The organism is Micromonospora sp. NPDC049836 (assembly GCF_044465125.1).
GTDB lineage: Bacteria > Actinomycetota > Actinomycetes > Mycobacteriales > Micromonosporaceae > Micromonospora.
The window spans coordinates 43,660-67,485 of sequence record NZ_JBITLH010000009.1 but is presented as its reverse complement, the minus strand read 5'-3'; the positions used below and the strand labels follow the sequence as shown (position 1 = coordinate 67,485).

Annotated in this window: 22 protein-coding genes, 1 pseudogene and 1 riboswitch; of the genes and pseudogenes, 15 read left to right on the top strand and 8 right to left on the bottom strand. The window is 72.8% G+C overall.

The window, feature by feature from the left end:
- Positions 1 to 18 precede the first annotated feature (18 nt).
- Genes ACIBPB_RS23365 through ACIBPB_RS23355 form a run of 3 tightly spaced genes read left to right on the top strand, consistent with a single transcriptional unit; the run spans position 19 to position 3,346 of the window.
- Complete coding sequence (locus ACIBPB_RS23365; RefSeq protein ID WP_396841614.1) at positions 19 to 894, top strand: DUF72 domain-containing protein; 876 nt, start codon at positions 19 to 21, stop codon at positions 892 to 894.
- Between the two features lie 56 nt (positions 895 to 950).
- Entirely contained in the window at positions 951 to 2,483 is a 1,533-nt protein-coding gene (locus ACIBPB_RS23360) for a site-specific integrase (RefSeq protein WP_396841613.1), read from the top strand.
- A 29-nt stretch (positions 2,484 to 2,512) separates the two neighbouring features.
- Positions 2,513 to 3,346, top strand: coding sequence for a hypothetical protein (locus ACIBPB_RS23355; protein WP_396841612.1), 834 nt, complete (start codon positions 2,513 to 2,515; stop codon positions 3,344 to 3,346).
- Here ACIBPB_RS23355 and ACIBPB_RS23350 read toward each other — a convergent pair.
- Positions 3,343 to 4,431: an IS630 family transposase gene (locus ACIBPB_RS23350; protein WP_396841611.1), complete on the bottom strand. Its 1,089-nt coding sequence runs from the start codon at positions 4,429 to 4,431 to the stop codon at positions 3,343 to 3,345. The two genes, ACIBPB_RS23355 and ACIBPB_RS23350, sit on opposite strands and share 4 nt — an antisense overlap.
- A 215-nt stretch (positions 4,432 to 4,646) precedes the next feature.
- On the opposite strand from ACIBPB_RS23350, the gene ACIBPB_RS23345 reads away from it, so the two are divergent.
- The 3 genes from ACIBPB_RS23345 to ACIBPB_RS23335 all read left to right on the top strand — a co-directional run bounded on the left by ACIBPB_RS23345 (position 4,647) and on the right by ACIBPB_RS23335 (position 6,178).
- Positions 4,647 to 4,997, top strand: coding sequence for a hypothetical protein (locus ACIBPB_RS23345; RefSeq protein WP_396841610.1), 351 nt, complete (start codon positions 4,647 to 4,649; stop codon positions 4,995 to 4,997).
- Between the two features lie 60 nt (positions 4,998 to 5,057).
- Positions 5,058 to 5,312 (top strand): hypothetical protein, encoded by a 255-nt coding sequence (locus ACIBPB_RS23340; protein WP_396841609.1) that lies wholly within the window; start codon positions 5,058 to 5,060, stop codon positions 5,310 to 5,312.
- 437 nt (positions 5,313 to 5,749) lie between these two features.
- A complete protein-coding gene (locus ACIBPB_RS23335; protein ID WP_396841608.1) occupies positions 5,750 to 6,178 on the top strand; it encodes a DUF2267 domain-containing protein in 429 nt (142 codons plus the stop codon).
- On the opposite strand, the gene ACIBPB_RS23330 is transcribed toward ACIBPB_RS23335, so the two are convergent.
- Positions 6,135 to 6,971, bottom strand: coding sequence for a DUF72 domain-containing protein (locus ACIBPB_RS23330; RefSeq protein ID WP_396841607.1), 837 nt, complete (start codon positions 6,969 to 6,971; stop codon positions 6,135 to 6,137). The two genes, ACIBPB_RS23335 and ACIBPB_RS23330, sit on opposite strands and share 44 nt — an antisense overlap.
- A 225-nt stretch (positions 6,972 to 7,196) precedes the next feature.
- Between ACIBPB_RS23330 and ACIBPB_RS23325 the strand changes: the two genes are divergently transcribed.
- Together ACIBPB_RS23325 and ACIBPB_RS23320 are read left to right on the top strand one after the other, a co-directional pair.
- Entirely contained in the window at positions 7,197 to 7,484 is a 288-nt protein-coding gene (locus ACIBPB_RS23325) for a hypothetical protein (protein ID WP_396841606.1), read from the top strand.
- Between the two features lie 9 nt (positions 7,485 to 7,493).
- Positions 7,494 to 8,765: a cupin domain-containing protein gene (locus ACIBPB_RS23320; protein ID WP_396841802.1), complete on the top strand. Its 1,272-nt coding sequence runs from the start codon at positions 7,494 to 7,496 to the stop codon at positions 8,763 to 8,765.
- A gap of 356 nt (positions 8,766 to 9,121) precedes the next feature.
- On the opposite strand, the gene ACIBPB_RS23315 is transcribed toward ACIBPB_RS23320, so the two are convergent.
- A complete protein-coding gene (locus tag ACIBPB_RS23315) occupies positions 9,122 to 9,544 on the bottom strand; it encodes an MmcQ/YjbR family DNA-binding protein (RefSeq protein WP_396841605.1) in 423 nt (140 codons plus the stop codon).
- Positions 9,545 to 9,644: 100 nt separating this feature from the next.
- Between ACIBPB_RS23315 and ACIBPB_RS23310 the strand changes: the two genes are divergently transcribed.
- Complete coding sequence (locus tag ACIBPB_RS23310; RefSeq protein WP_396841604.1) at positions 9,645 to 10,196, top strand: dihydrofolate reductase family protein; 552 nt, start codon at positions 9,645 to 9,647, stop codon at positions 10,194 to 10,196.
- Positions 10,197 to 10,231: 35 nt separating this feature from the next.
- Here ACIBPB_RS23310 and ACIBPB_RS23305 read toward each other — a convergent pair whose 3' ends face one another.
- Both ACIBPB_RS23305 and ACIBPB_RS23300 read right to left on the bottom strand, forming a co-directional pair.
- Entirely contained in the window at positions 10,232 to 11,458 is a 1,227-nt protein-coding gene (locus ACIBPB_RS23305; protein WP_396841603.1) for an MFS transporter, read from the bottom strand.
- Positions 11,455 to 13,035, bottom strand: a complete 1,581-nt coding sequence (locus ACIBPB_RS23300; RefSeq protein ID WP_396841602.1) for a class I adenylate-forming enzyme family protein — start codon at positions 13,033 to 13,035, stop codon at positions 11,455 to 11,457. The genes ACIBPB_RS23305 and ACIBPB_RS23300 overlap by 4 nt, the downstream gene beginning before the upstream one ends.
- 355 nt (positions 13,036 to 13,390) lie before the next feature.
- On the opposite strand from ACIBPB_RS23300, the gene ACIBPB_RS23295 reads away from it, so the two are divergent.
- From ACIBPB_RS23295 to ACIBPB_RS23270, 6 genes and pseudogenes are all read left to right on the top strand, one after another.
- Positions 13,391 to 14,674 carry an SGNH/GDSL hydrolase family protein gene (locus ACIBPB_RS23295; protein ID WP_396841801.1) on the top strand — a complete coding sequence of 428 codons (1,284 nt, stop codon included), beginning with the start codon at positions 13,391 to 13,393 and terminating at the stop codon, positions 14,672 to 14,674.
- 66 nt (positions 14,675 to 14,740) lie between these two features.
- The gene (locus ACIBPB_RS23290) at positions 14,741 to 15,958 is read left to right on the top strand and encodes a cytochrome P450 (protein ID WP_396841601.1); all 1,218 of its coding nucleotides are present in this window, start codon (positions 14,741 to 14,743) and stop codon (positions 15,956 to 15,958) included.
- Positions 15,959 to 15,966: 8 nt separating this feature from the next.
- Positions 15,967 to 16,890 (top strand): annotated as a pseudogene (locus tag ACIBPB_RS23285) (alpha/beta hydrolase); the annotation flags it as partial.
- A gap of 106 nt (positions 16,891 to 16,996) precedes the next feature.
- Positions 16,997 to 18,181 carry an alpha-hydroxy acid oxidase gene (locus tag ACIBPB_RS23280; RefSeq protein ID WP_396841600.1) on the top strand — a complete coding sequence of 395 codons (1,185 nt, stop codon included), beginning with the start codon at positions 16,997 to 16,999 and terminating at the stop codon, positions 18,179 to 18,181.
- Between the two features lies 1 nt (position 18,182).
- Complete coding sequence (locus ACIBPB_RS23275; protein ID WP_396841599.1) at positions 18,183 to 19,496, top strand: PLP-dependent aminotransferase family protein; 1,314 nt, start codon at positions 18,183 to 18,185, stop codon at positions 19,494 to 19,496.
- Between the two features lie 69 nt (positions 19,497 to 19,565).
- Complete coding sequence (locus ACIBPB_RS23270) at positions 19,566 to 19,820, top strand: hypothetical protein (RefSeq protein WP_357322859.1); 255 nt, start codon at positions 19,566 to 19,568, stop codon at positions 19,818 to 19,820.
- Positions 19,821 to 19,929: 109 nt separating this feature from the next.
- Here ACIBPB_RS23270 and ACIBPB_RS23265 read toward each other — a convergent pair whose 3' ends face one another.
- The 3 genes from ACIBPB_RS23265 to ACIBPB_RS23255 all read right to left on the bottom strand — a co-directional run bounded on the left by ACIBPB_RS23265 (position 19,930) and on the right by ACIBPB_RS23255 (position 23,799).
- Complete coding sequence (locus ACIBPB_RS23265; RefSeq protein ID WP_396841598.1) at positions 19,930 to 21,348, bottom strand: glycine hydroxymethyltransferase; 1,419 nt, start codon at positions 21,346 to 21,348, stop codon at positions 19,930 to 19,932.
- Between the two features lie 18 nt (positions 21,349 to 21,366).
- Positions 21,367 to 21,456, bottom strand: a riboswitch (ZMP/ZTP riboswitch).
- A gap of 247 nt (positions 21,457 to 21,703) precedes the next feature.
- Entirely contained in the window at positions 21,704 to 22,204 is a 501-nt protein-coding gene (locus ACIBPB_RS23260) for a hemerythrin domain-containing protein (RefSeq protein WP_357322864.1), read from the bottom strand.
- Between the two features lie 107 nt (positions 22,205 to 22,311).
- Complete coding sequence (locus ACIBPB_RS23255) at positions 22,312 to 23,799, bottom strand: S8 family peptidase (protein WP_396841597.1); 1,488 nt, start codon at positions 23,797 to 23,799, stop codon at positions 22,312 to 22,314.
- Positions 23,800 to 23,826: the final 27 nt, after the last annotated feature.

The following is a 23,826-nucleotide window of genomic DNA, read 5'->3' as shown; positions in this document are numbered from 1 at the left end:
ACCAGGTGGACTCGCCAGATGGGTGAGATAAAGGTGGGCACCGCCTCGTGGACCGACCGGACCCTGCTCGACTCCGGGTGGTATCCGCAGACCGCGGACACCCCGGAGAAGCGGCTGGCGTACTACGCTCGGCAGTTCCCGCTGGTCGAGGTGGACGCCACCTACTACTCGCCGCCGGCGGAACGCACCGCGCGGCTGTGGGCGGAGCGCACCCCGCCCGGCTTCACCTTCAACGTCAAGGCGTTCAGCCTGCTCACCGGGCACCCGACCCGGGTGAGCGCGCTCTACAAGGACCTGCGCCCGGAGACGGAGAAGAAGAACCTCTACCCGGACGACCTGCCGGCGCAGGCGTACGAGGAGGTCTGGACCCGGTTCCTGTCCGCGCTCGACCCGCTGGTCGAGGCGGGCAAGCTCGGCGCGATCCTGTTCCAGTTCCCGCCCTGGTTCACCATCAAGCGGGACAACAAGCAGTACCTGCTCGAGGTGGCGAAGCGCTGCGCCCCGCTGCGGCCGGTCGTCGAGTTCCGGCACGCCTCCTGGTTCGACGGGGACAACGCCGAGGAGACCCTGGGCTTCCTGCGCACGCACCGGCTGCCCTTCGTCTGCGTGGACATGCCGCAGGGGCACCGGTCGTCGGTGCCGCCGGTGCTGGCGGCCACCGCGGAACTCGCGGTGGTCCGCTTCCACGGGCACAGCGACAAGTGGACCAGCAAGGACATCCACGAGAAGTTCGGCTACGACTACTCCGACCGGGAGTTGCGCGACTGGGCGCCGAAGCTGCGCGAACTGGCCGGCGAGGCGGAACGTACGCACGTGCTGATGAACAACTGTTACCGGGACTACGCCCAGCGCAACGGGCAGCAGCTACAGGCCCTACTAGCTGCGGAAACCTAGATATCGACCAGGCTGAGGGCTTGGTACAGCGCTAATAGTGCCGATAGCTTCGAGCGATGCCCCACCCTGAATTCGGCACCCTCGGCACGTCATGGGAGTTGTCCCTCGACGCCGACGCCGACGCCGACGCCGACGCCGACGCCGACGCCGACGCCGACGCCGACGCCGACGCCGACGCCGACGCCGACGCCGACGCCGACGCCTACTCCACAAACACGATCAAGTCGTACCAACAGGCGCTCCGCAGCCTGGCAGCCTGGCTACCGCCCGACACCGCCCCTGTTCAGGTCACCCGCGACCAGATCAGGGGGTGGATCGTGGCCACCCGCGAGGCGACGTCATCCGGCACCGCCCGGTCCTGGTTCGCGGGCGTCCGGCACTTCTACCGCTGGCTCGTCGCCGAGGGCGAGACCGGCGACTTCTTCGAGTTCCGCCCCTCCCACACGATCATCATGGTCACCAACGACCTGCCGAAGGTGCAGGGCGACGACGCCGCGATCTGGCGGCGCATCCTGGTCGTCCCCTTCGACGTAGTGATCACAGCCGTTGATCCGGAGCTACCCGACCGGCTGCGGCTGGAGATGCCCGCCGTCCTGGCATGGCTCCTAAACGGCTACCGGGCGTGGCAGGCAGGCAGCGGCGGCCTCCCTCGGGGTGCTGCTCGTCGCCTACGGCTACTTCGCGTACACGTTCAGCCGGTTCACCAACAACCCGGGGAAGATCACCGGCACCGGCCTCGCCGCCCCTGCCGGATTCTGATCTGGCACAGACTGCGGCCCGCCCCGGTTCCGTGCTCGGGGCGGGCCGCCCTGTCAGCGGCGGCGGATCAGTGCTACGCCGACGGCGATGATCGCCGCCACGGCGACCTGCCAGCTCGCAGGTGGGCACATGGGCGACACGGTACCGCTGCCCGCCGGCCGCTCCCGTGTGCACGCCTGCTCTACCGTGTGGCCGTGGCGGATGGAAGTTGGCCAGTGCTGGCCGCCGGCCTGGGCGGCACGTTGCTCGGCTCAGTCCTGCAATGGGCGCAGAGCAGCGTCCAGGCGCGGCGCGAACGAAAGCAGGAACGCCTCGCCTGGTCGAGGGAGGACCGGCGGCTGTGGGCCGAGAAGCGCCAGCGGATCTATCTAGACACGATTGCCGCCGCGCGTCGGCAGATTGGGTCCCTTGAGGAGAGCCGCCTACGGCGGTTTGGCCGAGCACATCCGGACGTGACAGACAGACCGAGCGGCGTATGGCACGACGAGCCCGGCGCCTTTACCAACTGGAAGCAGCGACTAGCCGAAATAGAGTTCTACGGCTCGGACGAGGTCCGTGCGATTGTCAACAAGCTCGACGTCGCGTTCGAACTGCTAGAGGTGTTTCCTCCGGGAGAGCCCCGAGCGACGATGGTGGCCTACGCGGAGAGCCTGTACGCGGATTGCGTCTCGCTCATGCGGCACGATCTCGGCCTGTCGGACGGAGGCCGGGTCGATTTCGCAGGCGGTAGCGACGAGGTGATGGAGATTGCCTCCCTGGCGCTCGATGTGAGCGACCCGCCGCAACCGAGCGATCAACATGGGCCCGGCGGGTCGCAGGCGCGGGGCTAAGAGGTGGACCCACCGACTACCCTGACGCGGTGGTCGCCGCTGAACTTCCGAAGGTCACCGACTGGATGCAGGGATGGGGCAGCCTCGCCGGCGTCCTCGTCTCGACACTCGCCGTCATCATCACCGGCTTCCTCCTGCGCCATGAGATGCGGGCACGCCGCGAGGACACCGAGGACAGGGAAGCCGCGCAGGCGCGGCTGATCTCGACCAGCCTGGGTCTGCCCGATGTGGGGCCGGACGGATACGTGGACCGGGTGATCGTGACGTTGAAGAACTACAGCGCCGCCCCGATCTACGACCTGTCGGCGGAGTTGCGGGAGAGCACCATCAGGGACCCGGATGGATTTATCGGGATCGCGGTTACCGGCAGTCCGTGGCACTTTGAGTCCCGAGTGTTGCCCGGCGACGAGATTGAGATGACCTACCGCTTCGAGGTCGAGCTGGACCCAGGTGATCTAACTGTGTTCGGCTGCGTATTCATCAGGTTCACCGACGCTGCTGGGCTTCCCTGGGAGAGGGTAGGCACGGCACCGCCGGTCCGGCTGCGCGGCCTCTACGGCGACCCCGTCAAGCAGGACACGTTCTGGTCGCTGCTGTGGCTGTACCTGTGGCCGATCTCTGCGCCCATCCGGCGTATCCGCAGATTCCGCCAACGGCTGCACCAGCGGGCGACGACGATCCGTCAGTGGATGATCGACCACATGAAGACGAAAATCAATCAACGCATCTCCGACCAGCATGACGCTCGGGAGGCCCGGCAGGCGGCCCGGGTGTACCGGCTACGGGCGGACGGGACATGGGCGTCTGAACCCGGTGGTCGAAGCGTGCCGCCGGATAGCGCCAACGAGAAGGCCCCCCGCTAGTGTCCCGAGTCGTTAATTCGTCTGCAGTAGGCGGCGAGGGATTCGAGGATCTCGTCGGCGGTGCGGGTCCATACGAACGGTTTCGGGTCGGCGTTCCAGGCGTCGATCCATGCGCGCACGTCGGCTTCGAGAGCGGCGACGCTGCGATGGGTGGAACGACGCAGTTTCCGGTTGGTCAGTTCGGCGAACCAGCGTTCCACGATGTTGAGCCATGACGAGTAGGTCGGCGTGAAATGCAGGTGAAACCTCGGATGCTTGACCAGCCACTGCTGGATCTGCGGCGTCTTGTGGGTGCCGTAGTTGTCGAGGATGAGGTGCAGATCCATATCGGATGGTGTGGCCCGGTCGATCGTGCGCAGGAACCGCAGGAACTCCTGATGCCGGTGTCGGCGCTGGGTCTGCCCGATCACTCGGCCGGTGGCCAGGTCCAACGCGGCGAACAGGCTGGTGGTGCCGTGACGGACGTAGTCGTGGGTCTGGCGACTCGGCGCGGCCGGCATCATCGGCAGCACCGGCGCCGTGCGGTCGAGGGCCTGCATCTGGCTCTTCTCGTCCACCGCCAGGACCATCGCCCCGACCGGCGGGTCGAGGTACAACCCGACGATGTCGCGGACCTTCTCGATGAACTGCGGGTCGGTGGACAGCTTCCAGTCGTCCACCAGGTGCGGCTTGAGCCCGAAAGCCCGCCAGATCCGCGACACCGCGGTCTGGTTCAACCCGACCGCCTTGGCCATCGACCGTGTCGACCAGTGGCTGTCGCCGCGCGGCGGCGCCTGCTCCAACGTGGCCACCACCACCGCCTCGACCACGTCGTCGGTCACCTTGCGCGGCGCGCCCGGGCGAGGCTCGTCCGACAAGCCCTCCAGCCGCCTGACGATGAACCGCGACCGCCACTTACCCACCATGTCCCGTGACACACCGAGTTGCGCGGCCACCCGCGTGTTCGGCGTCCCGTCCGCACACGCCAACACGATCCGCGCCCGCATCGCCAACGCCTGCGACGACTTCGCCCGTCGCGTCCACCGCAGCAGTGTCTGCCGCTCGTCGTCGGACAGCACCAACGACCCCTGCGCCTTCCCTGGCATGAACAAAGTGTAGGCGAATTAACGACTCAGGACACTAGCGTTCCTCCTGTAGGGCCGGGGCGCGCTGTCAGCAGGAGGACGAGCGCTGCCGTGCCACACTGACGGCCGTGAACTTCTCGCATCGACGCGCGATCGTCTCCGCGGTTGTGCTAGCCGCTCACGCCGTCCACTACACGGCTTCGTCGTGGTCGCCTGACGACGCGGGGACGACCAACGTGCATCCGACCCGCGTCGAGGCCACGAACGCTCCCACCCGATTCGACAGCGAATCCCCGCAGCAGGAGGGCCAGTTCGGCACCGAGGGCGCGCAGACCAACGACCGAGCCGAGTCCGGCGTCGCATACCTCCACGTCGAGGGCGAGCCCGACGTCGGCAGCGAGAACTACGCGATCTTGTCCCAGCAGAAGGACTGGTTCACCGGATACCACCGGTCCCGAGGCCATGTCGTGAACGAACTCCCCGCGAGCGCCTTCGCGGCGCACCACGACCGGATGTTGGCCCGACTGCGGGAGATGGCGGCCACGATCGGCGACGACTTCGTCGCCATCCCCTTCTCCTTCTCGTAGCGGCGGGCGCACCCCGCCGCGACCGAGGGCGGGGTGGTGCCAGGCTGTCAGAATGGCGGGGTGACACCGCGCTTCGCCTGCCCGATGCTGTGCATCATCCTCGCCGCCCACACATCACAGTTCGCGACATACAAGGGGATTCCCGACCCCGACCTGCCGCCGCCCGGTGCCCAGATCATGGCGACCCGCGACGCCCCAAGGTGGCAGGGGATCAACGCCCCGAACTACTTCGACTCCGAGGATCCGACGCTCCAGGTGCCGGTGCGGCTGCCGCTCAACTACGCCCCGGGCGTCACCGGAGCCGCCTACACCTGATTTCCGAGCGATGGTGCCGGACACAGCAGGGGCGCACCCGCCACGGGTGCGCCCCTGCTTGTTGCCTGGCGGCATCAGTTGTTACCGGGACTACGCCCAGCGCAACGCGACCATCCTCGCGGGTCTGCTGGACGCCGGCTGAGGCTTCACCCGCCCCGGGTGAGGCCGGCTCACCCCGGCCCTCGCCAGCATGGACGGTGTGTGCGGTCCGTCGACCGACGCGACCGCGCGGCCGAGGAGGAGGTGGGCCATGACGGTGCGAATCGTTGCGGATCGACGCCGCGGCGGGGTGCTGCACGTGGTCGGGCGGTCCGACGCGCCCCGGCGCGGAGAGCGGCCCGGTCGGTTCAGTCCGACCCGGCTCTGGCGGGGGCCCAGCGGGCCGCCGCGACGCACCGACGACCGACGCTGGGAGACCGATACACGGGGGTGGGCAGATGGCTGAGCAGGTGATGTCCGCGTTCGAGTCCTCGCTGGACAAGACCAACGTGATCCTCAAGGAGATCGAATCGGCGTACGGCTGGCCGAAGGAGCAGCGCAACCAGTCCTACGCGGCGCTGCGCACGGTGCTGCACCTGCTGCGCGACCGGCTGCCGGTGTCGGAGAGCACCGAGTTCGCCCAGCAGTTGCCGGTGCTGCTGCGGGGCATCTACTTCGACGGCTGGCAGCCGGAGAACGTGCCGATCAAGCTGAACCGGGACGACTTCCTCTACGAGGTCCGGCAGGGCTTCCCGTACGACGTGGAGGGCGGCCCGCAGCGGGTGGTGCAGGTGGTGCTGGACACCCTGCGCCGGCACGTGACCCAGGGCGAGTGGCAGGACGTCAAGTCGTCGATGCCGCGGGACCTGGGCGCGATGATCCCGTGACCGGCACCGTCCCGGCCCGCTCCACCGCACCGGTGGGGCGGGCCGCCGGTGTGCGGGTCACCGGCCGGCCGGCGCGCCGGGCCAGTGCCGCGAAGGCCACCGCGTCGACGATCGCGGCGCCGCCGGGGTCGTTGTTGAAGTAGACGTACGCCGGCTCGTCGGCGCCGAAGGTGTCGGCCAGCCGGCGTACCCAGGTGGCCAGGGCGGTGCGGCCGTAGCGTGGCCAGGGCCGGGCGCGTCCCTCGTGCAGCCGCAGGTAGCCGAAGTCGGTGGTCCGCCACAGCGGGGTGACCGGTCGGCTGCCCCGGTCCGCCCAGACCAGCGCGGCGCGCCGGCGCTCCAGCACCCGCCGGACGTCGTCGGTCCACCAGGACGGGTGCCGCGGCTCCACCGCCACCCGCACCTCGTGTGGGAACAGCCGCAGCGTGGCGTCCAGCGCCGTCGGGTCGGCGCGCAGGTTCGGCGGCAGCTGCACGAGCACCGGCCCGAGCCGGTCGCCCAGGCCGCCGGCCCGGTCCAGGAAGCGGGCCACCGGCTCGGCGGGCTCGCGCAGCCGCTTGATGTGGGTGAGGTAGCGGCTCATCTTCACCGCCACGCAGAAGTCGTCCGGGGTCCGGTCCCGCCACGCCACGAAGGTGTCCCGCTCGGGCAGTCGGTAGAACGCGTTGTTCACCTCCACCGTGGCGAACCGGGCCGCGAAGTGCTCCAACCAGCCCCGCTGCGGCAGCTTCGCCGGGTAGAAGCGCTCCCGCCAGTCGCGGTACTGCCAGCCGGAGGTGCCGATCAGGAACATCGCCCACCCTCCCGCCGCGCCGTCCGCACCGCCATCCTGACACCGGTCGACGGCGTCCGCCCGGCGGGCGCGGACCGGACGCCACCGGGCGGCGCGCGGCGAACCGTCCGTACCGGCGGGTTCCGGCGTCTACGGTGTGGTTAGAGCAGATCGCGCGTGGGGTACGAACCCGCTGCACGACGGACCCCGACGCAGGGGCGGGGCGGCACACCCGAGGGAGCACCCATGGCACTCAACGACGACGACATGCAGACCACCGGCGGCGGCGGGCTGGAAGGCCCCGCGGACGGTGGCGCTACTCCGGGCCAGCAGGACGGCGGTGCCGACGGCGGCGCGGACCGGGGCGCGGAGCGCGGCGCCGACCGTGGCGCGGACCAGGGCGCCGAGGGCCCGGCCGACGGTGGGGCGACCCCCGGGCAGCAGGACGGTGGCGCGGACGGCGGCGCCGAAGGCCCGGCCGACGGCGGCGCGACGCCCGGCCAGCGTGACGGCGGCGCCGACGGCAGCGCCTGACACATGACCATGACGCACCTCGTCCCGCCGGGCGGCCACGGCCGCCCGGCGGTTCCGTCTGCCGCGGCCGCGGCGCTGGCCCGGTGCGTGGCGGTCGAGCCGGCCAAGTTCGCCGCCGACCACTGGGGGCGTAGCCCGCTGCTGTCCCGCGCCGCCGAGCTGCCCAACCCGGCCGGTTTCCGCGACCTGCTCAGCCCGGCCGACGCCGACGAACTGCTCAGCCGGCGCGGCCTGCGTACCCCGTTCCTGCGGGTGGCCAAGGACGGCCAGCTCGTGCCCGCGGCGCGCTGGACCGGCGGCGGCGGCGCGGGCGCCGAGATCGGCGACCAGGTCCTCGACGAGCAGATCCTGGCCCTGTACGCCGACGGCGCCACCCTGGTCCTGCAGGGCCTGCACCGCACCTGGCCGGCGCTGGTCGACTTCGCCCGCGACCTGGGCGTCGCGCTGGCCCAGCCGTTGCAGGTCAACGCCTACCTGACCCCGGCCGGAAGCCAGGGCTTCGCCACCCACTACGACACCCACGACGTGTTCGTGCTCCAGGTCGACGGCCGCAAGCACTGGCGGATCCACCCGCCGGTGCTGCCGGACCCGCTGGAGAAGCAGCCCTGGGGCGGGCGGGCCGACGAGATCGCCGCGACCGCCGAGGGCCGGCCCGCGCTGGACGTGGTGCTCCAGCCCGGTGACGCGCTCTACCTGCCGCGCGGCTGGCTGCACAGCGCCCAGGCGCAGGAGTCCAGCTCGCTGCACCTGACCGTGGGCATCCGGGCGCTGACCCGGTACGCGCTGGTCGAGGAGCTGCTGGCGCTGGCCGCCGAGGATCCCCGGCTGCGCGCCGGGCTGCCCTTCGGCCTCGACGTGGCCGACCCGGACGCCATCGAACCGGAGCTGACCGAGACGGTGGAGGCGCTGCGCGACTGGCTGCTGCGGGCCGACCCGGCGTCGCTGGCCGCCCGGCTGCGCGCCCGAGCCTGGCCGGCCGCGCGCCCCGCGCCGATCCGGCCGCTCGCCCAGGCCGCCGCGCTGGCCGCGCTCGGCCCGGACAGCCAGGTGGCGGTCCGCGCCGGCCTGCGCTGGCAGCTCGCCCCGACCGGCGACGGCAGGGTGGCGCTGCGCCTGTTCGACCGCACCATCACCCTGCCGGGCACCTGCGAGCCCGCGCTGCGGGCGGTGCTCACCGGCGACGTCACCCGGGTGGGGGACCTGCCCGGCCTGGACGACGACGCCGACCGGCTGGTCCTGGCCCGCCGCCTGCTCAAGGAGGCGGTCCTCACCCCGGTCTGAGCGGGCTCTCGGCGGGAAGGGCGGATGCAGGTCGCGGTCCGCGCCGCCGTGCGCTCCGGCGGCCGACCGCGGACCGCTGCCGGCCGGCGTCTGGCCGGCCGCCGAGGCGGATGCCTGCCGCGCCCGGTTCGGGGAGCGCGTCCGGTTCGGGGGCGCGTCCGGTTCGGGGAGCGCGTCCGGAGTTGTCCGGCGGCGGGGAGTCACGGTCTGTCACCCCGGCGGGACCGACCTCACTCGTGAGCGATATGCCTCAGCGTCATATTGATGCCGCTGAGGCATATCGTCGAAAAGCAGGGGTGCGGTTCGGCGGGCTGAGCCCGCACAGGTCGCGCGGGGCTGGGTGGGCGGCCGCGCGGTCAGCCTGCCGGCCGGGCCTGGTCGGGCTCGTCGGTGGCGGCCTTCCGACGGGCGGCGGCGAGGCGCTTCGGGGCGCGCGCGTACCACGCCTCGGTGATCAGCTCGGTCAGCTCGGCCACGTCGATCCGGTCGAGGCGGACCAGCACGGCGGGGTAGCCGTCGAAGTGCGGGGTGGTGAAGTAGACCGCCGGGTCGTCGGCGAGCAGCGCCTCCTTCGCGCCCAGGTCGGGCACCCGGGCGCCGAGGATCAAGCCGTCCGGCGCGGCGTCGCCGAGGGCCGCCCGGTCGGGCGCGTGCAGCGGCCGCTCCCAGACGAAGATCTTGTCGCGTACCCGCCAGGCGGGCCGGTCGTCGTAGCTGCCCCGCTCGCTGGTCTCCGGCAGGGCCAGCGCGATCCGGCGTACGTCGTCCCAGGTCGCCATCGCCCGACCATACGCGGCCCGGGGCGGGCGCAGCGTCCCCCGGCGCGCGGGGGGAGCCTGGCAGACTGGCCGGACGGCCCGGCAACCGGATGGAGCAGAGATGCGCAGGATCATCGTGGCCATGTCGGTCTCCCTCGACGGATTCTTCGAGGGGCCCGACGGCGACCTGAGCTGGCACCGGGTCGACGAGGAGCTGCACCAGCACTTCAACGACGAACTGCGCGGGATGGGCGCCTTCCTCGACGGCCGGCGCACCTACGAGCTGATGGCCGGCTACTGGCCCACGGCCGACCGCGACCCGGCCAGCAGCGGCCCGGAGAAGGAGTTCGCCGCCATCTGGCGGGACATGCCGAAGATCGTCTACTCGCGCACGCTGGACCGCGCCGACTGGAACACCACGGTGGTGCGCGAGGTCGTGCCGGAGCAGGTGCGGGCGCTCCAGGAGCAGCCCGGCGGTGACCTGGCCCTCGGCGGCGCCGAACTGGCCGCCACGTTCGCCCGGCACGGCCTGGTCGACGAGTGGCGGCTCTACGTCAACCCGGTCGTGCTCGGCGCCGGCCGGCCGCTCTTCCCGCCCGGGATGCGCCTCGACCTGGACCTGGTGGCCGAACGGCGGTTCGGCAACGGCGTCGTGCTGCTCACCTACCGCTGACGCCGGGGCGGGTCGCCCGGCCCGGCGCCGACCGGTCAGGCCGGGGTGGAGGCCACCGGCTCCGCCGCCGCCGGCCGGTCGGCGGCCCGCCGGCGCAGCAGCAGCGGCCCCACGGTCAGCACCAGGCAGGCCACGGTCATCACCAGCAGCGCCGGCCGCAGGTCGAGCGCGGCCACCGACCAGCCACCCAGCAGCGCCCCCACCGGCAGGCCGAGGAAGGCCACCGAGCCGGCGATGCCCAGCACCCGGGTCTGCAACGCGGCCGGCACCCGCTCGTACAGGGCGGCGCCGAGCAGCGGGTTGACCGCCGCGATCGCGATGCCGGAGACGAACGTGACGACCAGCACCACGACCAGGTCGTCGCTGAGCGCCAGCGCGAGCAGCCGCGGCGCGCCGCTGAGCGCCAGCCCCAGCGCGAAGGTGGCCTGGCGGGGCAGCCGCGTACCGGCCACGGTGAACAGCAGGTTGCCCAGCAGCGCGCCGCCGGAGAAGACCCCGAGCACCAGGCCGAACCCGGCCGGGTCGCCGAGCACCCGGTCCACCCAGAGCGGGATCCACACCGCCACGCTGGCGTTGGCGAACATGTTCGACACCGAGACCACGACCAGCATGGTCAGCAGCACCCGGTCGGTGCGCAGATAGCCGAAGCCGCCGCGCAGCGCGCGCAGGTAGCTCTCCCGGGGGGCCGGCTGCGCCGGCGCGGGCGGGCGGACCAGCACCCCGATCAGCAGCGCGCAGACCGCGAAGGTGGCGGCGTCGAGCCAGATCGCCCGGGTGACTCCCACCCAGTTGATGAGCAGCCCGCCCAGCACCGCCCCGAACAGCGTCATCCCCCGGGCCAGCCCGTCGTAGGCGGAGGTGAGCCGGAGCAGTGGCACCCCGGCCCGCTCGGCGGCCGGCTTGAACAGCACGTGCTTGACCCGGTCGCCGATGCCGCGCAACCCCCCGGCCACCGCGACCAGGGCCAGCAGCGCCCCGAACCCCAGCCAGGGGGCGAGCGCCACCACGGCCATGGCCGCGGCGCTGGCCGCGTCGACCGTCACCGCGGTACGGCGTACCCCGAACCGGTCCGCCCACGGGGTCGCGAGGGCGCTGGAGAGCATGTACGGCAGGGTCTCGGCGGCGGCGACCAGGCCCATCCGGGTCGGGCTGCCGGTGGTCTGCAGCACCAGCCAGGGGATGGCCACCACCGAGATCCGGGTGCCGAGGTTCGACAGCAGGTCGGCGCCGACCAGCGTGTACAGCTCCCGGCGCGGGCTCACGCCGGGCTGCCGATCACCGTGCCCACCGCGTCCGCGTCGGTCGGATGGTCGGCCGCGTACCGGGCGCGCAGGGCACGCTTGTCCACCTTGGCCGAGCGGTTCAGCGGTAACGCGTCGACGAACTCCACCGCGCCCGGCGCCCAGGTCCCGCTCAGCTCGCGGGTGACCAGAGCGATCAACTCGTCCCCGGTCACCGTGGCCCCGGGGGCCGGCACCACGTACGCGTACGGCACCTCGCCGGCCACCTCGTCGGGCACCCCGATCGCGGCCGCGGCGCGTACCTCCGGGTGGGCGGCGAGCACGTCCTCGATCGGGCGGGAGTAGATCGGCCAGCTGCGCTGCCGGGTGAGGATCCGGTCGGCGAGCCGGTCGACCAGGTAGAGGTAGCCGTCGTCGTCCAGGTGGCCGACGTCGCGGGTGCGTACCCAGCCGTCCACCAGCGTCTCGGCGGTCAGCTCCGGCTGGCCGTGGTAGCCGGCGAAGCTCAACCTCGTGCGGACCCACACCTCGCCGTCGGTGCCGGCCGGCAGCACCCGGCCGTCCGGGTCGCGGATCTCCACCGCCACGTCCCCGTAGGGGCGGCCGCAGGAACGCAACCGCTCCGGGTGTTCCGGGTCCTCGGTCAGCCCGGGCAGCGCGCAGATCACCACGGCCTCGCTGAGCCCGTACACGATGCGCAGGCACGGGCCGAAGCGGGCGATCGCCTGGCGCAGCCGGGCCGGCGCGGCGGGCCCGGCGCCCACGTTGAACATGAACATGTGCGAGAAGTCCGCGCCGTCGAGGGCCGGGTGGTCGAGCACCTCGTAGAGCATCGGCGGGGTGACGAAGGTGGAGGTCAGCCGCTCGGTGTGCACGGTGCGGACGAACGCCTCCGGGTCCCAGCGTTCGCGCAGGAAGAGCACCCCGCCGGTGAACAGGTTCATCAGCGTGGTGATCTGGCCGCTGGCCAGCCACATCGGCGAGTGCGACAGGTGCCGCAGCAGCGGGAAGCCGGCCGCGCGGAAGTCGGCGGCCAGGGCGAGGACCTGCCGGTAGAAGCTCTCCCGGTGGTGCACCAGCTTCGGGGTGCCGGTGGTCCCGCTGGTCTGCAGGAACGACTCCGGCGCGGGCGGCTGCGCGGGCAGCGCCGCCGGCGCGCCGTCGGTGCCGGCGGTGAGGTCGGGTCCCGCGCCGCCGGGGCCGAGGCAGAGCACCGGTACGCCGGAGAGCCCGGCGGCGATCTGCGCGCCGAGCGAGTCGGGCTCGCGCGGGTCGAACACGAAGGCGTCCGGGCGGGCCAGGGCGACGAACTCGTCGACCTCGCGGCGGGAGGTCACCGGGGCGACCCACATGCTCCGGCAGCCCAGCAGGTGCAGGGCGAGCTGGAGCAACGGCCCCTCGACGGTGTTGCCGAGCATCACCAGGACCGCGTCGCCCGGGCGTACCCCGTGCCGCCGCAGCGCGCCGGCCAGGCCGCGCACCTCGGCGGCGACCTGCCGGTAGGTCAGCCGCCGGCCCGCGCCGACGAGGGCCTCCCGGTCGCCGAACCCGGCGAACAGTTCCAGTGCCTCGTGCACGTAGTTCGGCCGGTCGGTCATCGGGCAGCCCCCATCGTGATCCGTGGACGGCCGCCCACCCCGGTCGGGGGTGCCACGACGGCCGTCGACGCCAGCGTCCGGGCCGGTTGGCACCGGGACGCGGCGACAGGTGCCAGGGTCGGCGACCGCACCGCCGCCAGCACCGAGCCTAGGCAGCCCCGGTCCACGGCGGACAGAGCCGAACGGCGTCCGGTGGCACCCCCCGGACATTTGATCATGTCGATCAGGTCGATTGACGCTCGTCACCGCCGACGGCTAGTTTCCGGTCCATCGCCCGGTCGGCGGCGCCGATCGTGCCGCGTCCGGGGCTGCCGACGATGGAGGATCAATGCCGACCCCGAAGAGATGGCACGTCATAGCGTCCGCCGCAACGCTGCTGATCGCCGGCACCCCCGCGGTGACCGCCAGCGCCGGCCCCGCCGACACCGACCGCGCCGCGCCCGGACGCACCGTGTGGGCCGGAAGCTGGGCCGCCGCGGTGACCCGCGGCAACACCGTCGGGCTGACCAACACCGGCCTGAACAACCAGAGCATCCGGATGACCGTGCAGACCACCGTGGGGGGCGACCGGGTCCGGATCCGGCTCACCAACCTCTACGGCGAGCAGGCCGTCAAGGTGGGTCACGCCACCGTGGCCCGGCCGAACACCGCCACCGCGGACGACCGGTCCGACGTCGTCCCGGGCAGCGTACGCGAGCTGACCTTCCAGGGCGCCGCCTCGGCCACCATCAACAAGGGCGCCGAGCTGCTCAGTGACCCGCTCACCTTCCCGGTCCGCGAGCAGGAGGACCTGGTGGTGACCTTGTACTTCCCGGTGCTCACCGGCCCGGTCACCTTCCACGGCCAGTCCCGGGCCACCAACTTCATCGGCGCCACCGACCTGACCACCGCGACCGACGGCACCGGCTTCACCATCAAGCCGGACTGCTGCTGGATGTTCCTCTCCGGCGTCGACGTGGAACGCCGGCTCAGCCCCGGCTCGGTGGTCGTCCTCGGTGACTCCATCGGCGACGGCAACGGCAGCACCGTCAACGCCGACCGGCGCTGGCCGGACCTGCTGGCCGCGCGGCTCATCGACGCGCGCCCCGAGGTGCGTACCCCGGGCGTGCTCAACCTGAGCCTGTCCGGCAACCGGCTCAACCACGAGGGCACCGAGCCGGGCGCGGGCGGCTTCCCCGGCTACTACGAGCTGGGCCCCAACGCCCTCGCGCGGCTCAACGAGGACGTCTTCCCGCAGACCGGGGTGCGGACCCTCATCACCCACCTGGGCATCAACGACATCTGGATGAACGGCGACAGCGCCGAGGCGATCATCGCCGCGTTGCGCCAGGTCAACCGGCAGGGCCAGGAGCGCGGCCTGACCAGCCTGGTCGGCACCATCACCCCGTACGAGGGCAACGGCGGTCCGGGGGTGTGGACCGAGGAGAAGGAGGCCACCCGGCAGGCGGTGAACAGCTGGCTGCGCGGCGCCGGCCGGGCCGAGTTCGACGGTGTGCTCGACTTCGACGCGGTGCTGCGCGATCCGGCGCGGCCGAGCCGGTTGCTGCCGGCGTACGACGCCGGGGACCACATCCACCCGAACGACGCCGGCGCGCAGGCGATGGCGAACGCCGTCCCGCTGCGACTGCTCGGTCTGTGAGACCGGCGGGGGCGGCGCCGGCACCGCGCCGCCCCCGTCGTCCTTTCCTGGGGAGGAAGAATCCGCGTGGACGTCGACGAGATCCTCACCGGCCTGTACAGCGAGCAGGGCCGGCAGAACCCCTATCCGTGGTACGCGGCCCTGCACCGGCACGGGCCGATCAGCGCTGTGCCGACCCGCGCCGAGCACAGCACCATCACCGCCGTGGCCGGCGGTTACGACCTGCTCGACCAGGTGCTGCGCGACCCGGGGTGGTACAAGGGCGCCCCGCCGAACTGGCAGGACCAGGAGATCCTGCGCACCTTCCTGACCTCGATGATGTTCATCAACCCGCCGGACCACACCCGGATGCGCGGGGTCTTCGCCAAGACGTTCACCCCGCGCCGGCTCGGCGCGCTGGAGCCGGTGATCGAGCGGGTCGTCGCGGAGCACCTGGACCGGATGGCCGAGGCCGGCGCCGGCGGCACCGAGGTGGACTTCGTCGCCGACTTCGCGTACCCGGTGCCGGCCCGGGTGATGGCCGAGTTCATCGGGCTGCCCGAGGCCGACCTCGCCTGGTACCGGCAGCGGGTCGACTGGATCGACGAGTACATGGACGTGGCCGGCAAGACGCCGGAGCGGCTGGCCCGGGCCAACCAGGCCGCCGACGAGCTGCGCGACTACTACCGTGAGCTGATCGCGCACCGCCGCCGCGTCCCCGGCGAGGACCTGATCAGCGGGCTGGTCGAGGTGCGCGACGCCGGCGGGGTCGAGCTGACCGAGGAGGAGCTGATCAGCAACCTGATCGTGCTCTTCAACGCCAGCTTCGTCACCACCGTCTACATGTTCAGCAACGGGCTGCCGCTGCTGCTGGGCCACCCGGACGTGACCGCCGCGCTGCCCGGCGACGACGCCCTCGCGCGCGGCTGCGTGGACGAGGTGCTGCGACTGGAGAGCCCGGTGCACTTCCTGGCCCGGGCCGCGCCGGAGGACACCGAGCTGGGCGGGGTGCCGGTGCGGCGGGACGAGAACGTGCTGCTGCTGATCGCCGCCGCCAACCGGGACCCGTCCCGCTTCCCCGACCCGGACCGCTTCGACCCGTACCGGGCCGGGCCGCCCTCGCTCGCCTTCGGCGTGGGGCTGCACTTCTGCCTGGGCTCGGCGGTGTCGAAGCTGGAGGGCCGGCTCGCGCTGCCCCGGCTCTTCGCCCGCTTCCCGCGGCTGGCCGTCACCCGCGACTTCAGCTACAGCGGCAGCCTCTTCCTGCGCGGCATCGACAAGCTCTTCGTCACCACCGGCAGCTAGGAGACCAGATGGCCCTCGACCCGCAGGTGGTCGCGTGGCGGGCCGCGCGCGCGGCCGCCGGCGCCGCACCCCTCTACACCCAGACCCTGGCCGAGGCCCGGGCCGCCGACCTCGCCGCGATCCGTGCCGGCGCCGGCGCGGTCGAACCGGTCGCGGAGGTACGCGACACGCACCTGCCCGGACCGGACGGGCCGCTGCCGGTGCGCATCCACCGGCCGGCCGGGGACGGCCCGCTGCCCACCCTGCTCTACTTCTTCGGCGGTGGCTGGACGCTGGGCAGCGTGGACACCGCCGACGGGATCTGCCGCCGGCTGGTGAACCTCGCCGGCTGCCAGACCGTGACGGTCGGCTACCGGCTGGCGCCGGAGCACCGCTTCCCGGCCGGGGTGGACGACTGCCATCGGGCGCTGCGGTGGCTGGCCGGGCACGCCGACGAGTTCCGGGCCGACCCGGACCGGATCGCGGTCGGCGGCGACAGCGCCGGCGGGAACCTGGCCGCCGCGGTCACCCTGCTGGCCCGCGCCGACGGCGGACCCCGGCTCGCCGCCCAACTGCTGATCTATCCCAACACCGACCAGCGGCCCGGCCGGGGCCCGGCGGACGACGAGGACCCGCTGCTGTTCAACCGGCACTCCGTCGCCTGGTACCGGGGGCACTACCTGACCGACCCGGCCGACGCGGCGCACCCGCTGGCCTCGCCGCTGCTCGCCGAGGACCTCGCCGGGCTGCCACCGGCCCTGGTGATCACCGCCGAGCACGACCCGCTGCGCGAGGAGGGGGAGCGGTACGCGGCCCGGCTGCGCGAGGCGGGCGTACCGACCGAGCTGACCCGCTACGACGGGATGGTGCACGGCTTCTTCGCCATGCCGGGCGTGTTCGACGCCGGCCGGCGGGCCCAGGAGCAGGCGGCGGCCTTCCTGCGGCAGCGGCTCGGCACCGCCCCGACCGGGATCACGGCCGGCGCCGGCGGCGCGCCGGGCGGTGCGGTGGCGCGCGACGCGGGCGGCGCCCCGGCGGGTGTCGCGGGCGGGTCCGGCCATGGCTGAACCGGTGACCACCGACCGGAGCCCGGCCCCGGACCCGGCGGCCCCCGACGGCTGGGCGGTGCCGGGGCGGCGGGACGTCGCCGCCGGGGCCGCGTTCGTGCCGCCGGCCAGCCTCCCGGACTTCGCCGAGCTGGCCCGGGCGGTGCTGCCGCCGGCCGTCTGGGACTTCGTCGACGGGGGTAGCGGCACCGAGACCACGCTGGCCGCCAACCGGGCCGCGCTGGACCGGGTGGCGGTGCTGCCCCGGGTGCTGACCGGGGTGGACCGGCCGCACACCGGGGCCGCCCTGCCCGGCGGCCGGTACGCCATGCCGGTGGCGGTCGCGCCGATGGCGTACCAGAAGCTGCTGCACCCCGACGGCGAGCTGGCCCTCGCCGCCGCCGCCCGCGCGGCGGACGTCCCCTACGTGGCGAGCACGCTGGGCAGCACGCCCATCGAGGAGGTCGCCGCGGTCGGCGGCGCGGTCTGGTTCCAGCTCTACTGGCTGCGTGACCGGGGCCTGGTCGCCGACCTGCTGGACCGGGCGCACGACGCCGGCTGCTCCGCCCTGATGGTCACCGTCGACGTGCCGGTGCTCGGCCGGCGGTTGCGTGACGTGCGCAACGGGTTCACCCTGCCGCCGCACGTCACGGCCGCGAACCTGCCCGGCGGCCGGGACGACCTGGCGCACCAGGGCACCCCGGGCGTCTCGGCGGTGGCGGTGCACACCGGCGCGGTCTTCGCCCCCGCGCTGAGCTGGGCGGACCTGGCCTGGCTGCGGGAGCGTACCCGGCTGCCGCTGCTGGTCAAGGGCATCCTCGACCCGCGCGACGCGGTGCGCGCGGCGGAGACCGGGGTGGACGCCGTGGTGGTCTCCAACCACGGCGGCCGGCAGCTCGACGGCGCGCCGGCCAGCGCCGCCGTGCTGCCCGAGGTGGTCGCGGCGGTGGGGGAGCGCTGCGCGGTGCTGCTCGACAGCGGCGTGCGCGGCGGCGCGGACGTGCTGCGCGCGCTCGCCCTCGGCGCGAGCGGCGTGCTGGTCGGGCGACCGCTGCTCTGGGCCCTCGCGGCCGGCGGCCGGGCCGGCGCGGAGGCGGCGCTGGCCCTGCTCGGCGCCGAGCTGCGCGACGCGCTCACCCTCGCCGGTTGCGCCGACCCGGCCGCCGCCCGGCAGCTGCGCACCCTGATCGGAGGCTGACATGGAGCCGGTGGAGCTGACCGTCGCCGACCTGCACCCGTCGGTCGACGACCCCGCGCTGAACTCGATGAACTTCCTCAACGAGGTGGCGCAGCACTATCCGGAGGCGGTGTCGTTGGCGGCCGGCCGCCCGTACGAGGAGTTCTTCGACTCGGCGGCGCCGGCCCGGCACCTGGACACCTTCCGCCGGCACCTCGCCGACGACCTGGGGCTGAGCCCCGCGCAGGTGGACCGGACCCTGCTCCAGTACGGCCGGACCAAGGGCATCGTGCACCACCTGATCGCCCGCAACCTGGCGGTGGACGAGCAGCTCACCGTCGACCCGGAGACGATCGTGGTGACCGTCGGCTGCCAGGAGGCGATGTTCCTGGTGCTGCGGGCGCTGCGCGCCGGCCCGCGTGACGTGCTGCTCGCCGTCGCCCCCACCTACGTCGGGCTGACCGGCGCGGCCCGGCTGGTGGACCTGCCGGTGCGCCCGGTCGCCGGTGGCCCGGACGGCGTCGACCTGGCGGACCTGCGCGCCCAGGTGTGCCGGGTCCGCGCCGAGGGGTTGCGCCCGCGCGGCTGCTACGTGATGCCCGACTTCGCCAACCCGTCCGGGGTCAGCATGGGCCTGGACCAGCGGCGCCGCCTGCTCGACCTGGCCGCCGAGGAGGAGCTGCTGCTGATCGAGGACAACCCGTACGGTCTGTTCCCGGCCGCGGGCACCGAGCGGGTGCCCACCCTCAAGGCGCTGGACACCCGGCGCCGGGTGGTCTATCTCGGTTCGTTCGCCAAGACCGTGCTCCCCGGCGCCCGGGTCGGTTACGTCGTGGCCGACCAGCGGGTGGCCGGCTCCGACGGGACGGTCGGGCCGCTCGCCGACCAGCTCGCCAAGATCAAGAGCATGGTCACCGTGAACACCTCGCCGATCGCCCAGGCGGTGATCGGTGGGGCGCTGCTGGCCCACGACTGCTCGCTGGTCGCGGCGACGGCCCGCGAGCGGGCCGCGTACGCGCGCAACCTGCGGCACATGGTGGACGGGCTGGCGGCCCGCTTCCCGGCCGGCGGGCCGGTGCGCTGGAACGTCCCGGCCGGCGGCTTCTTCGTGGTGGTGACCGTGCCGTTCGCCGTCGACGACGCGCTGCTGCACCGCTCGGCCCGTAGCTACGGCGTGCTGTGGACCCCGATGGCGCACTTCTACGACGACGGGGCGCGGGTGAGGGCGCTGCGGCTGTCGGTCAGCGCGGTCACCCCGGCGCAGATCGAGCTGGGCCTGGACCGGCTGGCCGCCCTGGTCAGCGACGAGTTGGCCGCCGTGGGCAGCCCGGCCTGACGGCGCAGTGTCGCCGTTCCGCCACCACCCGTGTTCCCGGCCCCGGTGGGCACCGTTGATAATGGACGGATGGTTGCCTGGGAGTACGCGTTGCTGGTCCGCCGCTATCAGGGGCAGGGCCGCAATTTCCACGTCTCGTTCGTCTGGTACGCCCCGGACGGGTCCCGCACCGACGTGACACCCTACGGCGATACCGCGATCGCGCACCTGAACCGCGTCGGCCGGGAGGGCTGGGAACTGGTCTCCGCCGCCGAGGACGTCAACAACGTCCAGGGCAGCACCGAGGTCCACCGCTACCACCTCAAGCGCCCACTCCGCGGCTGACCCACCCCCGCCCACGCCGGCGTGATCCTGAAGTTGGCGGCCGGGGCAGGCGCGTTCCGTGCCGCCAACTTCATGATCGACAGCCCCGGCGTGGGGCGGTGGGACAGCGTCAGGTGAGGTTGACGGCCGGGTAGAGGGGGAAGGCGGCCAGCAGGTCGCTGGCCTGCTTGTTGACCTGGTCGGCCAGGGCCGGGTCGAGCACGTACTTCGCCTTGGACTCGCCCGGCTGGGTCTGGCTGAGCACGGTGTGGATCAGCTCGGCGGTGGCGTCCATCTCCGCGGTGCCCAGCCCCCGGGTGGTCAGCGCCGGGGTGCCGATCCGGATGCCGGAGGTGTACCAGGCGCCGTTCGGGTCCTGCGGGACGGCGTTGCGGTTGGTGACGATGCCCGAGTCGAGCAGCGCCTGCTCGGCCTGCCGACCGGTGAGGCCGTAGCCGGTGACGTCGATCAGCACCAGGTGGTTGTCGGTGCCGCCGGTGACCAGCTTCGCGCCGCGGCGCAGCAGCCCGTCGGCGAGCGCCCGGGCGTTGTCCACGATCCGCTGCGCGTAGTCGGCGAAGTCGGGACGGCGGGCCTCGGCCAGCGCGACCGCCTTGGCGGCCATCACGTGCGGCAGCGGGCCGCCGAGCACCATCGGGCAGCCGCGGTCGACCTGGTCGGCCAGCTCCGGGCCGCAGAGCACCATGCCGCCGCGCGGGCCGCGCAGCGACTTGTGGGTGGTGGTGGTGACGATGTGCGCGTGCGGCACCGGGTCGAAGTCGCCGGTGAAGACCTTGCCGGCGACCAGGCCGGCGAAGTGCGCCATGTCGACCATGAAGGTGGCGCCGACCTCGTCGGCGATCTCCCGCATGATCCGGAAGTTGACCTTCCGGGGGTACGCCGAGTAGCCGGCCACCAGGATCAGCGGCTTGAACTCGCGGGCCGCCTCCCGCACCTGGTCGTAGTCGACCAGGCCGGTCGCCGGGTCGGTGCCGTAGCTGCGCTGGTCGAACATCTTGCCGGAGATGTTCGGGCGGAAGCCGTGGGTCAGGTGCCCGCCGGCGTCCAGCGACATGCCCAGCATCCGCTGGTTGCCCAGCTCGCGGCGCAGCGCGAACCAGTCCGCCTCGGTCAGCTCGTTGACCTGGCGCACCTGCGCCTTCTTCAGCGCGGGCGACTCCACCCGGTCGGCGAGGATCGCCCAGAAGGCGACCAGGTTGGCGTCGATGCCGGAGTGCGGCTGCACGTACGCGTGGGCCGCGCCGAACAGCTCCTTGGCGTGCTCGGCGGCGAGCGCCTCGACGGTGTCCACGTTCTGGCAGCCGGCGTAGAAGCGGCGGCCGATGGTGCCCTCGGCGTACTTGTCGCTGAACCAGTTGCCCATGGCCAGCAGGGTGGCCGGGGAGGCGTAGTTCTCGCTGGCGATGAGCTTGAGCGATTCGCGCTGGTCGGCCAGCTCCGCCCCGATGGCGTCCGCCACCCGCGGCTCGACGGCGCGGATCACCTCCAGCGCGCTGCGGAAGGCGGTGGATTCGGCGTTCGGCGACATGCGACCTCCTGATGACGTGCGGAAGGCCCAGGCGCTCGGCGTGCGTCCTCATGACGGGACCGCTTCCCGATGGTTCTCCATCCCCACGCGCCAGTCACGGCCCGGCCTGATCCTACCGGGTACGCCCGGCCCGGCCGCCGGGGTCACCCGGACGTCCCCGGGGTGTCGCCCGGCCCGGCCGGTCGCGGCGGCGGGAATTAGCCGCGGCGGGGGCGGGCAGGGCAAGATCGTCCCGGATCGGCTGAAGGCGGAGCAGCACCGGAAGATGGCCGAGCCCGGCTCCGGCGACTGACCGGTACGCGCGACGGCGGGACCCGGCCGAGGCCGGGTCCCGCCGTCGGGTGGTCGGTCCGGCTCAGGCGACGACGGCGTCCAGCGACTTCTTCAGCGCCTTGGGGGCGGTCGGGGTCTTCGGCGCCTTCGGGCGCAGGTCGATCATCCGCTGCCCGATCTCCTGGAGCTGGTTACGGCCGAGCGCGTCGCGGACCTTGGGGAACCACTCCTGCTCCTCCTCCTCGACGTGGTGCAGCACGTTCTCGATCAGCACCGTCGTCTTGGCGTTGTACCGCTCGTCGTCGGCGTCCATGGTGTACAGCTCGAAGCAGAGCACGTCGGCCACGTGGTGCTCCTCGTACGACTCGAGGATGTCGTCCTCGACGTCCGGCACCAGCTTGCGCACCTCGGGGTACATGACCTCGTTCTCGAGGTAGGTGTGCACGGTCAGCGCTTCGAGGATCTGGGTGACCAGCTTCTTCCGCTCGCTCGCCGGCCCTTCCTCGGCATCCTGGAACGCCTTGAACAGGCGGCGCATCTCCTTGTGGTCCTCTTTGAGCAGGACGATGGCATCGGTGGACACCGGTGACCTCCTAGAGTCGGCTGATGTCGCCCCGGTACCCCCGCCCCGACCTGGACAAACGGGTGGGGCCCGGCGACAGGTCGCCGGGCCCCACCGAAGGGTTGGAACTACCGCACCACGTTGTAGGCGTCGACCATGCCGGCGCCGTAGAACGAGTTACGCGCGCCGCCGGAGCAGGTCGCGTCGTAGAGGTGCGGGTCGGTCGCCGAGATCAACGGGACCGGGTTGTAGACGCCCGCCGGGCAGGCCTGCGCCACCGACGTACGCTCCAGGAACGACGCCAGCTGGCCCGGGGTCATCCCCGGGTGCGCGGAGAGCGCCAGCGCCGCGACGCCGGTGGCGTGCGGGCCGGACATCGAGGTGCCCTGCTTGTACCCCCACCCGTTGGTCCGGGTGGTGGTGTTGAAGGTGGTGGACAGGATGGAGTCGGTGCTGGTCGAGCGCACACCCTGGGTCCGGAACCGGGTGTCGCCGCCCGGCGCCGTCACGTCCACCACGCCCTGGCCGTAGGAGGAGTAGTAGCTCTTCTCCCCGGTCGGGCCGACCGCCGACACGGTCACCACGCCCGGCGCCTCGGCCGGCAGGTCGAGGCAGGCGTTGGTGAGGTTCTCGCGGTTCTCCGGCGTCCCGTTGTTCGGGCTGCCGGTGTCGGTGATCTTGTGGGCCAGGTCGTAGTTGGAGTTGCCCGCGGACGCCACGTTGAGCACGCCCTTGGACTGCGAGTAGCGGATCGCCCGCTGCACGGCCTGCCACACCGGCCGCTGCCGCGGGTCGTTCTTGCAGTTCAGCTCCCACGGGTCGATGTAGTAGCTGTTGTTGGTCAGCTGCATCCCGTGCTCGGCGGCCCAGACGAAGCCGCAGACCGCGGCCTCCGGGAAGATGTAGCCGTCGTCGTTGACCACCTTCACGGCGGCGACCTTGGCGCCCGGCGCGATGCCGGTCACGCCGACGCCGTTGACGGCGGCGGCGATGGTTCCGGCCACGTGGGTGCCGTGGTCGCTGGTGGTCGGGTTCCACGCCGCCTCGGTGGTGTCGGTGACACCGCCGATGCAGGACGTGCTCTTGTCCTTGGCGATCTGGCTCGCCAGGTCCGGGTGGCTGCTGGAGATGCCGCTGTCCAGCACGCCGACGACGACGTTCGGGCTGCCGTTGTTGACCGCGTGGGCCTGCGGCACGTGGATCATGTCCATGTCCCACTGCAGGCTGTAGAGCGGCTCCGTGGTCGGGTCGCCGGTGGCGGCGGCGACGTCGGCCGCGGTGGCCTCCACGGTCTCGCCCTCGTCGAGGGCGGTGCCCAGGCCGGCGGTGGACGCGACCGATTCCACGCCGGCGCCCGCCACCTGGGTGGCGAAGTCCGGGTTGGTGGAGCGGACGACGAGCACGCCGATCTGGTCGTAGCTGGCCACGACGGTGCCCTTGGCGGCCGCCACGCGGGCGGCTGCCTTGCTGGTGTTGGCGCCCTGCGGGGCGAGGACCAGATACGAGGTGTCCGGTCCGGCGGCCGCCGCCGGAGCCAGCCCGCCGGTGACGGCGAGGCCGGCGCCGAGCGTCATCGCGGACGCGGCGGCCAGTGTCTTGCGACGGAGGTTCTTCACACAGACTCCCAGGGGGCCGATCTGGCC

Excerpts from the sequence above, each read along its gene's own strand:
- ACIBPB_RS23325 (WP_396841606.1), top strand. The coding sequence starts at position 7,197 with ATGGCACTCAACGACGACGACATGCAGACCACCGGCGGCGGCGGGCTG.
- ACIBPB_RS23365 (WP_396841614.1), top strand. The coding sequence starts at position 19 with ATGGGTGAGATAAAGGTGGGCACCGCCTCGTGGACCGACCGGACCCTG.
- ACIBPB_RS23320 (WP_396841802.1), top strand. The coding sequence starts at position 7,494 with ATGACGCACCTCGTCCCGCCGGGCGGCCACGGCCGCCCGGCGGTTCCG.
- ACIBPB_RS23270 (WP_357322859.1), top strand. The coding sequence starts at position 19,566 with ATGGTTGCCTGGGAGTACGCGTTGCTGGTCCGCCGCTATCAGGGGCAG.
- ACIBPB_RS23335 (WP_396841608.1), top strand. The coding sequence starts at position 5,750 with ATGGCTGAGCAGGTGATGTCCGCGTTCGAGTCCTCGCTGGACAAGACC.
- ACIBPB_RS23265 (WP_396841598.1), bottom strand. The coding sequence starts at position 21,348 with ATGTCGCCGAACGCCGAATCCACCGCCTTCCGCAGCGCGCTGGAGGTG.
- ACIBPB_RS23310 (WP_396841604.1), top strand. The coding sequence starts at position 9,645 with ATGCGCAGGATCATCGTGGCCATGTCGGTCTCCCTCGACGGATTCTTC.
- ACIBPB_RS23280 (WP_396841600.1), top strand. The coding sequence starts at position 16,997 with ATGGCTGAACCGGTGACCACCGACCGGAGCCCGGCCCCGGACCCGGCG.
- ACIBPB_RS23315 (WP_396841605.1), bottom strand. The coding sequence starts at position 9,544 with ATGGCGACCTGGGACGACGTACGCCGGATCGCGCTGGCCCTGCCGGAG.
- ACIBPB_RS23300 (WP_396841602.1), bottom strand. The coding sequence starts at position 13,035 with ATGACCGACCGGCCGAACTACGTGCACGAGGCACTGGAACTGTTCGCC.
- ACIBPB_RS23350 (WP_396841611.1), bottom strand. The coding sequence starts at position 4,431 with ATGCCAGGGAAGGCGCAGGGGTCGTTGGTGCTGTCCGACGACGAGCGG.
- ACIBPB_RS23360 (WP_396841613.1), top strand. The coding sequence starts at position 951 with ATGCCCCACCCTGAATTCGGCACCCTCGGCACGTCATGGGAGTTGTCC.
- ACIBPB_RS23275 (WP_396841599.1), top strand. The coding sequence starts at position 18,183 with ATGGAGCCGGTGGAGCTGACCGTCGCCGACCTGCACCCGTCGGTCGAC.
- ACIBPB_RS23330 (WP_396841607.1), bottom strand. The coding sequence starts at position 6,971 with ATGTTCCTGATCGGCACCTCCGGCTGGCAGTACCGCGACTGGCGGGAG.